Here is a 15,150-nt window from a genome sequence, read left to right as displayed (position 1 = left end):
ATGGGATTAAGAAATATAGTCAAATCAGGTCTAAAGTGGAACTTGTTAAATCAGATCGTCTCACAAATTATTTTTGTTGCGTTTGGGATTTATTTAGCTCGAATACTTGGTCCGGAAGCTTATGGGTTAGTAGGAATGATAACAGTTTTTTCTGGGTTTGCTAACCTATTCGTTGACTTTGGTTTTAGTTCTGCAATAATATATGATCCTAAACTTACACAAAATAAAATATCAAGTGTATTTTGGCTCAATCTGTTAATAGGAGTATTTATTTATATCATTTTCTTTTTCAGCTCCCCCCTTCTTGCGGAATTTTATAATTTAGAAGAACTTGAGGTTTTAACAAAAGTCGTAACCATTAGTTTGATCATAAATTCTTTATCCGGGGTCCCTAATTCATTAATTACTAAATCTATAAGATTTAAAAACATAATTAGGGCCAGTTGGATTTCAACAATTATCAGTTATGCTGTTGCCTTTTATTTGGCATTTCAGGGTTTTGGTGTTTGGAGTTTAGTGTTTCAAACTCTTATACTTTCGGTTCTTAATTTAATTTTTGTGTGGAAAATAGCAAGTTTTAAGCCCTCTTTTTATTTTTCATCAAAGGATATTAAGTCATTGATTTCTTATGGTTCTGGAATTGCGGGCACAAATTTGTTAGGTTATTTAACCAGGAATCTTGATAATTTATTGGTAGGTAAATTTTTAGGAGAATCTTCGTTAGGGATTTACGCCAGGAGTTACAGTTTAATGATGTTACCCCTAAAAAACATTTCCAGTATATTCACCAAAGTTCTTTTTCCGGCATTTTCCAAAATTCAAAACCAACCTGATGTTATTGCATTTTATTACTTAAAATCAACCAAAACAATAGCTTTATTTTCATTTCCTTTAATGTTTGGGTTTTTTGCAGTTGCAGAAGAATTTGTTTTGTTATTTTTAGGAAAAGATTGGGTTGAGGCCATTGCAATAATTAAAATGTTGAGTATACTAGGTGCAGTCCAATCAGTTTTGACTTTGAATGGAGTGATTTACAATTCTTTAGGAAAAGCAATAACCGCATTTAAAGTCACCTTAGTTCTTAACTTAATTTTAATTCCTTCGTGGTTAATTGGTATGAAATTGAATGGGCTAAACGGCCTTGTTTTAGCTTATTTGTTAGTAGGTACTTTAGGTTCTATTCCAATACTGTCTATTGCCTTACGCCTCATAAATTTAACTGTTATAGATCAATTTAAGAATTTATTTTATATAATTATAGGTTCTTTGGCTATAATTATATCTTGTTCAGTTTTTGACCTGGTATTTACCTTTCCAATGATTTATAATCTTATTTTAAAAACGATAGTCGGAGGATTTATTTTCTTATTAATTATTGTACCAATTGAAAAGGAATTTTTGGTTGAAATCTACAATATGTTACTTGCCAAAAATACGAGTAAAAATTAATTAAGATTTGTGAGAAATTTATCAATATAGTTAGATTAGAAAAGATAATATGTTTCCTAAGAATTTTAGATAGAGGGGGAAACCTTATATTTCTCTTTCATAATAAATGAGTCTAACTGCTAGCTTTAATTCCTCGCTGAAATTAAAGTTTTGGAATGAATTAAATTACGTTCTGGGTTTGAGTTTCTTTCTGTAGAGAAATTCTAAATTTTCTAATTTTATTTAGAAGTACTATAAGCTAGAATATCCATAATTTATATTGATTTATTTGAATTTATAAAAGTTCAAATAATCCAAGATAACTGATATAGTAATCTGTTTTATTAAACAATATTTAATTTTAATCGGTGTTAATAAATTTTAGAAGTATTATTGGTAAGATAAAGAATCAGAAATCATTTGATTTAAATATACTTATTCTTATGCTGTGGAAATTAAAATTTTATTTTCTCACAGTGGTCTTTTTATTTTTGTTAATTGGAACCGTTTCTTTCCTACTCCAGAATAAAGAATATGAATCCAAAAGTGAACTGATACTGGAATCTTCCAATAGGGGTAATTTTGGACAGCTAGGAAATTTGGCCAGTATGGCAGGGGTAAATCTATCCTCACCGGGAGAGGATAATATACAGATTGATCCTGAATTATATGAAAAAATCATACTTAGTCATTCCTTTATTTTTGAACTGATCCATTATCAATTTTTCTCCAACCTCTTTGAAAAGGAAGTAAGTTTGGAGGAGTTTTTTATTATTAACAGATTTAACGGAGATTTGCCAGAAAATTTTAAACCCACTTCACCTTCTGAGGATAAAATAGTTCGCTCAGATATATTCCAAACCATGGAAGATCTAAAGGAAGATGAGCTTAGAGAATATAATAGCTATCAAAATTATGCCATTAATGAATTAAAATCCCGGATAACAGTTCTTGTAGAAGAGCAATTATTGACGCTTTCTGTTAAAATGCCTGAACCGGAAATTTCCACGCGGTTAAACATTATTTTGGTGAATAAATTGAAAGATTTATTAATTGCCTACAAAACCGAAAAACTGAATAGGAACGTCCAATTTGTGAATGAACGGAAAATAGAGGCGGAAAAAAAATACAAGGAGGCTCAAAAGAGCCTCGCCAGGTTTAGGGACCAAAACCAAGGGGTGATTTCTGAAATGGTGCGCACCAAGGAGGAAAATCTTCAATCTGAACTTGATCTTTCTTTCAATATTTTAAATTCATTAAGTCAAAATCTGGAACAATCCCAAATACAATTAAAAAGAGAAATGCCTGTATTTTTTTATCTGGAACAACCTGTTGTTCCAAGGAGTCATTCAGAGCCAAAGTTCATTCTTTATTTTTTCATTTATTTGGGGCTTGGGATTGTCGTATGTGGTATGATACTCTTTGCCCTGCTTATCTTTATTTATTTTAGTAGAGTGAATCGGGCTTATGGGGAATGAATATTTGGTATCCGTAGTAATACCTTTGTTTAATGCCGAGAAATACATTGAAAAAGCCGTTTTATCGGCTAGTGGATTAGCTGAAGTAGGAGAACTAATTTTGGTTGGGGATGGTTCTATGGATGGCTCACTCCAATTATCCCAGCAATTATCGGAGCGTTAAAATTAAATTGTTACAACATCCAAATGGGGCCAACAAAGGAGCAGGGGCCTCCAGGAATTTAGGGATCAAAAATGCAAATACCCCTACATTGGGTTTCTGGATGCAGATGATTATTTCCTTCCGAACAGGTGTAGCTTTTCGAAGGAAAAAATTTCTGGAAAATCCTGCAATTGATGTGGTCTACGAACCGGTGGGTACCCAATTCCTAAATGAAAAGGCTAAGGTAGACTATTGCAAATTTAAACAAATTCCAATCGATCAGGCCGAAAATGATATTTCCTATCCAAAAGTTCCCTATTTCATGGAAACCATATGGAAGCATAGGCTTTCAGGTTCGAAAATCAATCCAATTGAATTACCAAATGAAATTACCATAGTATGTTTTTGTATCTAAGCAGTTTCTACCTAAGCTCAAAAGGAAACCTACATAAGGGAGTAGAAAATGATATTATTAAGCCAAAATATTGCGATTTAAAAGCAAAGGTCCTTTTGGGCGGTGAAAGTATTTTTTCAAATGTTTTGTGGAGGATTTTATTTTTTTTGAATAAATGAAAATCTCATTCTCAGTGATCGTGCCCGTTTTTAAGAGGGCCAAAACCATTGAAAGATGTATCCATTCGGTTACCAACCAAAGCTATGGAGAGTGGGAGTTATTGTTAGTGGATGATGGGTCGCAGGATGAAACGATAGCAATCATTCAAAAATGCATTGAAAATGATACCCGCATCAGACTTCTTCAACGACCATCAGATCGAAAGAAAGGGGCTAATGCTTGTAGGAATATTGGGATTGAAAATGCTTCGGGTTCTTATATTGCTTTATTGGATGCGGATGATGAGTGGAAACCTGACCGATTAAAGAAAGTGTCCGAATTTTTATCCCTTTCGATGCCTAAAGCAGTTTATAGTGGAGGACTGATAAATAACGGATCAGAAGAAATTAGAAAAATAAGTCGGCGGATATTTCCCGGGGAATCCCCGGTAGATTTTCTTTTATCCGATGATTCATTTGCCCAGACCAGCACATTAATAGTAGAAAGAGGCTTGGCCGGATCGGTTAAATTTGATGAGGATTTACAGCGAAACCAGGATTATGATTTTTTTATAAGACTACATCTGGTGGAAAATTGGGTGTTTTTCGACAGTTTTGATGTGGTCATCCATTGGTTAAAAGGGGAGGCCAGAAATTATCATTTTGATTCAAATATTGCCTTTTGTGAAAAATATAAAAATCTGGTTCAGAATAAGGATTTACTCTATCAGTTTTATTATAATTATTGGTTAATAGCCAAAAAAAACAGAAGTGACAAAGCCGGATATTTTTTAAAAGAAATGAGGAAAATGTTTTTTAATGTAGGATTGAAAAACAAAATCAGGTTCTTGTTCAAAGCCGCTTTTTTTCGATATTATAAAGTTAAAAAACAGATATGATCAACAAAAAAAAATTGGTTATTTTTAGCTATGAATACCCCTATGGTCATGGTGAAGGCTTTTTACATAATGAGATCCAAACCTTAAAGGAAGCATTTTCAGAAATCATAATTGTCCCTTCCAGGAGGGTTTGGAATCGTAATCTTGAGCACAAACATGTAAGGGGTCTTCCTTCTAATGTTACTTTGTTTAAGGAGAGTTTTTCCTTCAGGTATGTTAGTTTAGGTTTATTTATTCGGATGTTGGTCATACCTTTCCAAACTCCGTTTAAGTATAATTTAAAAAATGGCTTCGCCGTTCTGAAGCAATCTTTTAAAATTTCCACTTTGATAGGGTTCATCCGTCACCATCAATTAATCCTATCGGATACGATGTATTATTCCTATTGGAAAAATGAATCTGCTACTGCCCTGGCTTATTTAAAATATAAAAAAAAGATTGACTGTGCCCTTACAAGAGCGCATGGGGAAGATCTCTACCTTGAATTTAGGGGGTTGAAACCTTTTGACCCATTTGTCAGCAAGACCATCAGCAAGGTGTATTGCATTTCCGAAGACGGGCAGAATTATTTGTTGAAAAAAGGCTATGCCAAGGATAAAATTAAAGTTTCAAGGCTAGGAGTATACCCCACAGGAAGCTGTACCTTATATTCTCGGCAGGGATTGTGCATTTTAAGTGTAGCAAACATAAAACCAGTAAAAAGGGTAACATTGATCGCTAAGGCGGTTTTAAAACTTAACATGAAAGTTCGATGGGTCCATATCGGGGACGGGGAGGAGTTTGATGAAGTAAAGAAAATTGTCGATACCAATACCAGGGATAATGTCACCATTGAATTATTGGGTAATCAGCCTAATGAATTTGTTTATGATTTTTACCGTGACAATCAGGTGGATTTGTTTTTAAACGTGTCCTCTTCTGAAGGCTTGCCAGTATCCATCATGGAGGCTTATTCATTTAGCGTGCCTTGCATGGCATGCAATGTAGGTGGTAACCAGGAAATTATTGATCCAAATGGTGATTTTTTACTTTCTCCTCAGATTAATGAAAATGAATTGTCTTTGGCAATTACTAACTTTTATAATAAAAAGGATTTATGGACGGATTTCAGAAAAGAAGCTTTCCATATTTGGGAAACAGAGTATAATGCCATTCAGAACTACAGGAATTTTTCAAAAAGTCTTTTAGTCGAAAAATGTTAATACTCTTATTAGTATTAATGGCTTTTGGATCCATTATTTTTTCAAGTAAAAAATTTGGAAAATATTTAATAATTTATTACATCGGAGGCATTACTTTCTCCATTGCTTCAAGTATCGAATTATTTTGGTTTTATGATAATTTTGTTGGAGGGGATGAACATTTCTTTATAAATGCAGCTATTGATTTTCATTTGTTTGGGATCAGGTACGAAGTAACTGATTACAATTATTTTTTCTATAAACTTTTTGTCTATTTTTCATCACCAGCCATTGATTATCAGGTAATTTCTATTTTTTCTAAAGTAAACTTCACGCTGATCTGGGGGATAGTTCTTTATTTACTGTTTAATCAAGATATTTTAGACCTTAAAGAAAAGGTAGTAATTATTCTTTTGATTTTTATTGGATGGTTTTATTCGACCTATGTTTTGAGAGACGGATTTGTAGCAATAGGTTTTTTATTATTTTTTGGCGGATTATCAAGAAAGGATAAAAGTTACCTTTTAACTATTTTAGGTTTTTGTATTCTTTGTGTAACAAGGATTCAAATTCCAATTTTGTTTATTCCCTGTTTTGTTATCTTTATTATTATCAAAAATTTACCCATAAAAGTCAATCCTGCTATCCTGATCTCTCTATTAATGATATGTGGATTAATTGGATTTAAATTGGCTCCCATACCCCAAACTATTATTACTCCATTAGCCATCACTTTACTTCCGCATGGAGAAACGGCCGAAAAGGCAAGTCCTATTCCGAAACATGAACTGGCTTTGATCTATTATAAAGGTGATCAGAAGGCCAAGGACACTATTGCTCAATTCTGGGTATCCCGATTTCCCTCAATATTTTATGAACCTAACCCATTCCGATATTTCTTTTGGCCTTTCATGGGGATCTTGGGGAGTGAAACCGTGGTTTCTATGATTATTAAAGCGATTTCCTCAATTTCAAGTTTGTTTTTTTTGTCCATTCTCCTTTGTTCTTTTTTAATATCAAAAGATTCCTTTTATAATGTTTTAGGAAATCTTTTTTTATTTTTATTTATATGCCTCTTATTAGTAGGAAGTATTTATGCTATTAAATATTTTGGTATGACTACCCGAATTTATTTTGGCTTTATTGTTGGTTTTTTAGCTATTCTTTTTTACAGGCCCGTTTCAAATGCACAATTTAATTATAATTTTTATCCTGTTTTTTTTATATTAATTTTCTTTAATTTTTTATATTTTTTTGTTAAACCTTTCGATTGGCTATGGAATTATTTATAAATAATATATTGATATGAAAATACAAATGGTAGATCTTTTCTCCCAATACAATAAAATCAAAAGTCAAATTGATATAGGGATTCAAGAGGTAATTGATACCTCTACATTTATTAATGGCCCCCAAGTCAATCTGTTTGCTGATGAACTTGAAACCTATAATCAAGTTGAACATGTAATTCCCTGCGCCAATGGAACGGATGCGCTTCAAATAGCGATGATGGCATTGGGATTTAAGGCTGGACAGGAAGTTATTGTGCCAGCTTTTACTTATGTTGCAACGGTGGAAGTCATAGCATTATTGGGCTTAATTCCTGTGTTTATTGATGTAAATCCTGACACATTTGAATTAGATGTCCAACAGCTCGAAATGCGGAAAACTTCGAACACAGTAGGAATTATTCCGGTGCACCTATATGGTCAATGTTCAAATATGGAGTTTATTCTATCTTTTGCAAAAGAAAATAATCTAAAGGTGATTGAAGATGCTGCCCAGGCAATAGGAGCAGATTACATGTTTTCATCAGGAAGCGTATCTAAGGCCGGGACCATGGGTGAAATAGGAATTACTTCTTTTTTTCCTTCAAAGAATTTGGGTTGCTTTGGGGATGGAGGGGCAATGTTTACCAACGACAAAAATTTGGCGGAAAAATTAAAAATTATCTCCAATCATGGGCAAAAGAAAAAGTATGTACATGAAAGTATTGGTGTAAATTCCCGATTGGATACAATCCAGGCAGCTATTTTGAGGGTCAAACTTAAACATTTGGATGAATATAGTAAAGCAAGGAATTTGGTTGCTGAGAAATATGACAAAGAATTTTCTAAAATTTCCGAAATTAAAATTCCGACCAGAGTTCCAAACTCAACCCATGTATTTCATCAATATACTATTCAGGTAAAGGGAGAAATACGACAGGAATTTAAAGATTTTCTTCAGGAGAATGGCATACCCTCCATGATCTATTACCCTATCCCATTGCATATGCAGGTGGCCTATCAAGGGTTTGGTTATAAGGAAGGTGATTTTCCGGTGGCAGAAGATTTATGTACGAAGGTTCTTTCTCTTCCGATTCACACAGAAATGAAATCAGATGAACAGGATTATATTATTCATACTATAAAAAAATATTTTAATGGATAAATATTTTGCGCATGAGACAGCTGTAATAGATGAAGGCTGCGAAATAGGTGAAGGCTCAGTTATTTGGCATTTTTCTCATATCATGCCCCACAGTAAGATAGGTAAGAAATGCAAGATAGGCCAAAATGTTGTAATCTCTGCGGGGGTGGTACTTGGAAATAATGTTAAAGTTCAAAATAATGTTTCCATTTATACTGGGGTAACATGTGATGATGATGTTTTCCTTGGCCCGTCCATGGTTTTTACCAATGTAATTAATCCCAGAAGCGCCATAAGCCGTAGATCTGAGTATTTAAAAACCCATGTTGAGTTAGGTGCTACTATTGGCGCCAATGCTACTATAGTTTGTGGATATAACATTGGAAAGTATGCATTTATTGGTGCTGGGGCGGTGATTACTAAATCGGTTCCGGCATATGCACTGATGGTGGGAAATCCTGCAAAACAAATTGGTTGGATGAGTGAGTATGGACATAGACTTAACTTTAATCAACAGGGAGAGGCAATTTGTAAAGAAAGTAAAGAGAAATATATTTTAGAAAATAATCAAGTTAAGAAGATATAACATGAAAAAATTTGCATTGATAGGAGCTGCGGGGTACATTTCCCCCAGACACATGAAAGCCATTAAAGACACTAAGAATGATCTTTTAGCAGCCTATGATAAATTTGATAGTGTTGGGATAATTGATAGTTATTTTCCCAATGCAGATTTTTTTACAGAGTTTGAACGATTTGATCGGCATGTTGAGAAACTTAAAAGAACAACCCAGAAAATTGATTACGTAAGTATTTGTTCTCCAAATTATTTGCATGATTCCCATATCAGATTTGGGCTAAGGATTGGAGCGGATGTTATCTGTGAAAAGCCATTAGTACTAAATCCATGGAATATCGATGCATTGAAAGAGGTAGAAAAGGAACATGGTAAAAAAGTTTATAATATTTTACAATTGAGATTGCACCCTTCTATTATAGCACTGAAGAAAAAAATACAGGAAGGCCCAGTTGATAAAATATATGAAGTCGATTTGACCTACATTACTTCAAGAGGGCATTGGTATTATACTTCCTGGAAAGGTGATGTTAGTAAATCTGGTGGTATTGCCACCAATATTGGGGTACATTTTTACGATATGTTAACCTGGATATTTGGTGCTGTAAAGGAAAATGTGATACATATTCATATGCATGACCGAGCCTCCGGTTATTTTGAACTTGAAAGAGCCAGAGTTAGGTGGTTTTTAAGCATTAGTTCAGATACTTTGCCTGATTCAGTAAAGGATAAGGGTGGCAAAACCTACAGGTCCCTAACCATGGAAGGAAAAGAAATAGAATTTAGTGATGGTTTTACGGAATTACATACCCATAGTTACCAACATATATTGGAGGGGAAGGGTTTTGGTTTAGAGGAGGCCAGAAATTCTATAGAAATAGTTCATGAAATCAGACATAAAGATCCAATAGGCTTAAAGGGGGAATATCACCCATTTGCAAGAAAAACTCTAAGTCCTCATCCTTTTGGGAAATAAATATTAATATTACATATCTGTTTTGAAAGTCTTATATATTCATTCAGTGGGCCCCTGGGGGGGCTCATCAAGAAGTTTATTTGAAGTAATTAAGAATTTTCCTGAAGGAGAAGTTGATGCCTATTTCATATTGGCAAAAGGATCCTCTTCAACCCATTTTAAAAAGGTGGCAATGGATACTATTAGTGTTCAAGGGCTGCCAAAACTTGATAATACAGCTTTCAGTTTTTACAGAGGTTTGAGATGGCTCATATTATTAAGGGAAATTTTTTATATTCCCTTTTCAATTTATGCGGTATTAAAAGCAAATTATAAATGGAGAAACTTTGATGTGATTCATGTAAATGAAATTACAGAAGTTTTTACAGTAGTTCTCTTGAAAATGGTTTTTGCGGCACCTATTGTTTTACATGTAAGATCAGTTGCAAGGCAAGACAAAAATTCTTTTCGAAACAAACTTGTCCATTCGATTCTCAAAAATAAAGTTTCTAAAATTATTGCTATAGATGATACAGTGAAAGGAAGTTTAAATTCTGATCTGGATGTCCAAGTTATTCATAATTCTTTTTCTTTTAAGCATGAATTTGCTGAAGACCTGGAATTTAAAAATAAACTTGGAAAAATAGATGGAAATAATCTTATCATCGGATACGTAGGAAGTTTAATGGTTTCTAAAGGAATTCTAGAATTAGTGAAGGCAGCTAAAATTGTTCGGGAGAAAGACAAGTCTGTGGAATTTCTTATTGTAGGTGGAGAAACAATAAATAAAAAAAGTTTAAAACTTTGGCTATTGGGAAAATTTGGTTTTAGTAGAAATATAGGCAATGAGTTAAAGAATTTGCTCTTCAAATATAAATTAACTGACTCCTTTCATCTTGTAGGAGCTACGGATAATGTTGAGTTGGCCTATGAAAAAATGGATGTTTTATGTGTTCCAGGATTTTTTAATGCGCCAGGACGTCAGGTGTTTGAAGGTGCTTTTGCAGGTGTCCCTACAATTTTAGCAATTACAGATCCTATGAAAGATACTTTTATTCCTATGGAAACAGGGATTGCCGTTCAATTAAAAAACCCTCAAGAAATAGCTGATGCTATTTTATATTTTGCAAATCAGCCAAGTGAAATTAAAAGGATGGGTGATAATGCTAAAAAACTAGCTTTGGAAAATTTTGTTCCAGAAAAAAATTCAAAAAAGATTTTATCTTTATATAATAAATTATTGAAACTATAACATAATTGAAATTTAAATTTTTTTATTTATTCTCATAAATTCTATATAATGTTTACAAGTAAAAAACTTCTTATAACGGGGGGTACTGGTTCTTTTGGCAATGCAGTTTTAGACCAATTTTTGAATGATGACCGATTTCAGGAAATCAGGATATTCAGCAGGGATGAAAAAAAGCAGGATGATATGCGTAACAGGCTGAAAAACTCCAAGGTGAAATTTTATATTGGAGATGTAAGGGATTTACAATCCGTAGAAGTTGCCGTCCAGGGTGTCGATTATATTTTCCATGCTGCAGCTCTGAAACAGGTACCCTCCTGTGAATTTTTCCCCTTGGAAGCAGTCAAAACAAATGTACTGGGTGCAGAAAATGTCCTGACGGCTGCCGAAAAATTCGATGTGCAAAAAGTTGTGGTGCTGAGTACCGATAAAGCAGCTTATCCGATTAATGCTATGGGTATGTCCAAGGCTTTAATGGAGAAGGTGATGGTAGCTAAATCCAGAAATTTAAATGATGAAAAAAGTATCTTCTGTGGAACCAGATATGGTAATGTGATGGCCTCAAGAGGGTCCGTCATCCCGTTGTTTATTGAACAAATTAAGGCATTTAAACCACTTACCATTACGGATCCAAACATGACAAGGTATTTAATGTCTTTGGATGAGGCGGTCAGCTTAGTTTTTTTCGCTTTCGATAATGGTGATCAAGGTGATCTTTTTGTACAAAAAGCACCTGCTTCCACTATTCATGATTTGGCTGTGGCGCTGATTGAACTTTTTGATTCAAAGAGTGAGATTGAAATTATTGGGACAAGACATGGCGAAAAATTGTTTGAAACGCTTTGTACCAGAGAGGAAATGGCAAAAGCCGAGGATTTGGGCTCATTTTATAGAATTCCTGCAGATGTAAGAGATCTCAATTATGGAAGTTATTTTACCGAAGGCGATCCCAAAGCCTCAGATATTGAAGATTACAATTCTCATAACACCAAGCGATTGAATATAGCTGAAGTTAAAAACAAGCTCCTGAAAATCGATTATGTCAACGAAGAGTTGCAGAACTGGAATTTAAACCGTTAAAAATGCAAAAATTAAAAGTTGTCACCGTAGTGGGCACCAGACCGGAAATCATCAGACTTTCAGAATGTATCAAGAAATGTGATTTGTTTTTTGATCACATCCTTATTCATACCGGCCAAAATTACGATTATACGTTAAATCAGATTTTCTTTGATGATTTAGAAATCCGGAAGCCGGATCATTTTTTAAATGTTGCAGGGGAGCATCTGGGCCAGACAATTGGGAATATCATTGCCAAATCATATGAAATCCTAAGAGAAATCAGGCCAGATGCGCTACTGGTATTAGGGGATACAAATAGCGTTCTGTGTACGATCTCTGCCAAAAGATTAAAAATTCCGATTTTTCATATGGAGGCAGGTAATCGCTGTTTTGATCAGAATGTGCCCGAAGAAATCAATAGAAAACTCTCTGACCATATCTCTGATATTAACCTCACCTACACTGAAAATAGCCGAAGATACTTATTAAGTGAGGGTTTTCGAAAGGATCATGTGTTTGTGACAGGATCTCCGTTAAGAGAGGTACTTGATATCTATGAAAGTCAAATTAATAAAAGTGAAATTTGTGAAAAATTAAATCTTTCAAATGACAATTACATGGTCGTTAGTGCTCATCGGGAAGAAAATATTGATTTAGCAGCCAATTTTTCGATACTCGTGCATGCATTGAATGGTATTGCAGAAGAATATAAAATGCCAGTGGTGTTTAGTACCCACCCCCGGACAAAAAAAAGAATCGAGTCGGAGGGAATTTCATTCCATCCTCTGATAAAAAACATTCAGCCTTTGGGATTTTTTGATTATGTGAAATTGCAAAAGAATGCCTTCATCGTTTTATCAGACAGTGGAACAATTAGTGAAGAATCCGCCATGATGAATTTCCCAGCTGTAAGTATAAGAACTAGCACAGAAAGACCAGAAGCGATTGATTCCGGAAATATTGTTTTAGGAGGTATTCAGAAGGAAGGGTTATTACAGTCTATTCCAATTGCCAAGCAATTACATCAACAAAGCAGGGCACATTTACCCGCCGAATATGAAATTAAAAATGTATCTACCCGCGTAATCAGGGTAATTCAAAGTTATACCTCTATTGTCAATAAAGTAACCTGGGATAAAGCATGAAAAAAGTATTGATATTAGGGTCAACAGGAATGTTGGGACATCAGGTTTATTACAAGTTCAATTCATTAAATAAATTTGAGATTTTTGACATTTCCTTTAGAAGGCAACTCCGAAAGGAATCCATAATTTGTGATATAACAAAATTGGATGAGTTAGAAAAGCTGCTTGTTAAAATTGATCCGGATTACATAATTAATTGCGTGGGGATACTGATTAAAGGCTCAAGCGAGGACCCGGCAAATGCCATTTTTATTAATGCCTATTTCCCCCATTGGTTGGCTTCAACAGCTGCTTTGGTTCATGCTAAACTTATACATATCTCCACGGATTGTGTTTTTTCTGGAAAATCAGGGGGCTACCAGGAAACGGATTATCGTGACGCAGATGATGTTTATGGGCGCAGTAAAGCCCTGGGAGAAATCAATGACTCAACCAATCTTACCTTAAGAACATCCATAGTAGGACCTGAGCTGAAAGCGAACGGGGAAGGCTTATTTCATTGGTTTATGAATCAGCAGAATACAATAAACGGATTTAAAAAATCTTACTGGGGAGGAGTGACAACGGTGGAATTAAGTAACGTTATAGCGTTTTGCCTTGACCAGGAAAGTGTAGGTTTAATTAATATTAGTAATGGAGAAAAGATTTCAAAATATGATCTATTGAACATATTTAAAGAGATTTTTAACAAAAAAATTGATATTAATTCTGTGGATGGGAAAGAGATAGATAAAAGTTTAATATCTAATAGAAATGATTTTAAATATAGTGTGCCCTCATATTTTCAAATGATTTTCGAAATGAAGAAATTTATGGAGGAAAACCGCAACCTGTACCAAACGATTTATAATTATTGAGTGTATGAATCGGAAAATGGCTTTGGTGATAGGTGAAGCATTTTACCCAGAAGATTTTATTATTAATGATTTGGTAAAGACCTGGAAAAAAAGAGGTTATGAAATAGAAGTTTTAACGAGAACACCATCTTATCCTTTCGGAAAGGTCTTCGAAGGATATAAAAATAAAATTTACCAAAAAACCTCATTTGAAGGGATAAAAGTACATCGATTTCCAGTGATCACTGGGTATCAAAAAAGTGGACTAGTTAAATTATTGAACTATATTAGTTTCATTATTTTTGGAACGATCACTGCCTTATTTATCGGTAGGAAATTTGACAGGGTATTTATCTATCAGACTGGGCCCTTAACTGTGGCACTTCCAGGCGTTTTTTTAAAAATAGTTTATGGGACAAAACTGGGAATTTGGACGCAGGATTTATGGCCTGATACGGTTTATGCCTATGGTTATAAGAAGACTTTTTTTTTACAAATGATTCTTAATAGAATTGTAAAATTTGTCTATAAAAACTGTGACAAAATTTTCATTTCATGTTACGGATTTGAGAAGCCACTGAAAGTAATGCTACCCAAAAAAGATATTCACTGGGTGCCGAATTGGCCGATGGTAGTGAATGACAAACCCAAAGTTAGACTAAAATTGCCTGGCTCTTTTAATTTTACTTTTACAGGGAATGTGGGTAAAGTACAAAACCTTGAAATCGTAGTTAAAGCATTTAAGGAAGTTTCGGATAGCGAACCTAATGTTTTTTTAAATATTGTAGGAGATGGATCCAATTTGGAGGCCTTAAAACAAATTGTAGAAGAGAATGGTATTCAAAATGTAAACTTCACTGGTAGAAGGCCAATTGATGAAATGCCTTCCTTTTTTGAGGCAAGTGATGTTTTATTCTTGTCTCTCGTAAAAAGTCCCTTATATAGTATCATGATACCTTCAAAATTCCCGACTTATCTTACCGCATCGAAACCGGTCTTTGCAATTATGGATGGTGAAGTTCCTGATATGATCAAAGATTACAAGATTGGGGTAACCGCACCTCCTGATAGCATTGAAAAAATAGTTGAAGGGTTTAGATATTTCCTTAGTTTATCTGAAACAGAAAGGTTTTCTTTATCCCAAAACTCTAATTTACTCTTAGAAAATAAATTTTCTAAAGAACGTGCCGTTAATACATTTGAATCTCAATTTTGGACAGGAGATTAACTTTTT

Annotated in this window: 15 protein-coding genes; all 15 read left to right on the top strand. The window is 34.1% G+C overall.

Annotated features, from left to right (window positions below; translation table 11 throughout):
• The 15 genes from GKS34_RS10065 (at position 1) to GKS34_RS09995 (ending at position 15,144) form a co-directional block, all read left to right on the top strand.
• Positions 1-1,449, top strand: coding sequence for a lipopolysaccharide biosynthesis protein (locus tag GKS34_RS10065; protein WP_205602051.1), 1,449 nt, complete (start codon positions 1-3; stop codon positions 1,447-1,449).
• 734 nt (positions 1,450-2,183) lie between these two features.
• The gene (locus tag GKS34_RS10060; protein ID WP_163384690.1) at positions 2,184-2,906 is read left to right on the top strand and encodes a hypothetical protein; all 723 of its coding nucleotides are present in this window, start codon (positions 2,184-2,186) and stop codon (positions 2,904-2,906) included.
• A complete protein-coding gene (locus GKS34_RS10055) occupies positions 2,896-3,069 on the top strand; it encodes a glycosyltransferase family 2 protein (protein ID WP_163384689.1) in 174 nt (57 codons plus the stop codon). The genes GKS34_RS10060 and GKS34_RS10055 overlap by 11 nt, the downstream gene beginning before the upstream one ends.
• Before the next feature lie 7 nt (positions 3,070-3,076).
• Positions 3,077-3,463: a hypothetical protein gene (locus GKS34_RS10050; RefSeq protein ID WP_163384688.1), complete on the top strand. Its 387-nt coding sequence runs from the start codon at positions 3,077-3,079 to the stop codon at positions 3,461-3,463.
• Between the two features lie 154 nt (positions 3,464-3,617).
• Positions 3,618-4,499: a glycosyltransferase family 2 protein gene (locus tag GKS34_RS10045; RefSeq protein ID WP_163384687.1), complete on the top strand. Its 882-nt coding sequence runs from the start codon at positions 3,618-3,620 to the stop codon at positions 4,497-4,499.
• Complete coding sequence (locus tag GKS34_RS10040; RefSeq protein WP_163384686.1) at positions 4,496-5,701, top strand: glycosyltransferase; 1,206 nt, start codon at positions 4,496-4,498, stop codon at positions 5,699-5,701. Before GKS34_RS10045 ends, GKS34_RS10040 begins: the two co-directional genes overlap by 4 nt.
• 17 nt (positions 5,702-5,718) lie before the next feature.
• Positions 5,719-6,972 carry a hypothetical protein gene (locus tag GKS34_RS10035; protein ID WP_163384685.1) on the top strand — a complete coding sequence of 418 codons (1,254 nt, stop codon included), beginning with the start codon at positions 5,719-5,721 and terminating at the stop codon, positions 6,970-6,972.
• 13 nt (positions 6,973-6,985) lie between these two features.
• A complete protein-coding gene (locus tag GKS34_RS10030) occupies positions 6,986-8,113 on the top strand; it encodes a DegT/DnrJ/EryC1/StrS family aminotransferase (protein ID WP_240459265.1) in 1,128 nt (375 codons plus the stop codon).
• On the top strand, positions 8,106-8,678 hold the full coding sequence (locus tag GKS34_RS10025; RefSeq protein WP_163384684.1) for an acyltransferase: 573 nt from the start codon (positions 8,106-8,108) through the stop codon (positions 8,676-8,678). Before GKS34_RS10030 ends, GKS34_RS10025 begins: the two co-directional genes overlap by 8 nt.
• 1 nt (position 8,679) lies before the next feature.
• On the top strand, positions 8,680-9,645 hold the full coding sequence (locus GKS34_RS10020; protein WP_163384683.1) for a Gfo/Idh/MocA family protein: 966 nt from the start codon (positions 8,680-8,682) through the stop codon (positions 9,643-9,645).
• Positions 9,646-9,667: 22 nt separating this feature from the next.
• Positions 9,668-10,876 (top strand): glycosyltransferase family 4 protein, encoded by a 1,209-nt coding sequence (locus tag GKS34_RS10015; protein ID WP_163384682.1) that lies wholly within the window; start codon positions 9,668-9,670, stop codon positions 10,874-10,876.
• A gap of 48 nt (positions 10,877-10,924) precedes the next feature.
• Complete coding sequence (locus tag GKS34_RS10010) at positions 10,925-11,953, top strand: polysaccharide biosynthesis protein (protein WP_163384681.1); 1,029 nt, start codon at positions 10,925-10,927, stop codon at positions 11,951-11,953.
• Positions 11,954-11,955: 2 nt separating this feature from the next.
• Positions 11,956-13,080, top strand: a complete 1,125-nt coding sequence (gene wecB, locus GKS34_RS10005) for a non-hydrolyzing UDP-N-acetylglucosamine 2-epimerase (protein WP_163384680.1) — start codon at positions 11,956-11,958, stop codon at positions 13,078-13,080.
• A complete protein-coding gene (locus tag GKS34_RS10000) occupies positions 13,077-13,937 on the top strand; it encodes a dTDP-4-dehydrorhamnose reductase family protein (RefSeq protein ID WP_205602050.1) in 861 nt (286 codons plus the stop codon). The genes wecB and GKS34_RS10000 overlap by 4 nt, the downstream gene beginning before the upstream one ends.
• Positions 13,938-13,941: 4 nt before the next feature.
• Positions 13,942-15,144, top strand: a complete 1,203-nt coding sequence (locus GKS34_RS09995) for a glycosyltransferase family 4 protein (protein ID WP_163384679.1) — start codon at positions 13,942-13,944, stop codon at positions 15,142-15,144.
• Positions 15,145-15,150: the final 6 nt, after the last annotated feature.

Source organism: Cyclobacterium jeungdonense (genome assembly GCF_010994275.1).
GTDB lineage: Bacteria > Bacteroidota > Bacteroidia > Cytophagales > Cyclobacteriaceae > Cyclobacterium > Cyclobacterium jeungdonense.
The sequence above is the reverse complement of the archived record's forward strand: the minus strand, read 5'-3'. Positions and strand labels throughout refer to the sequence as shown.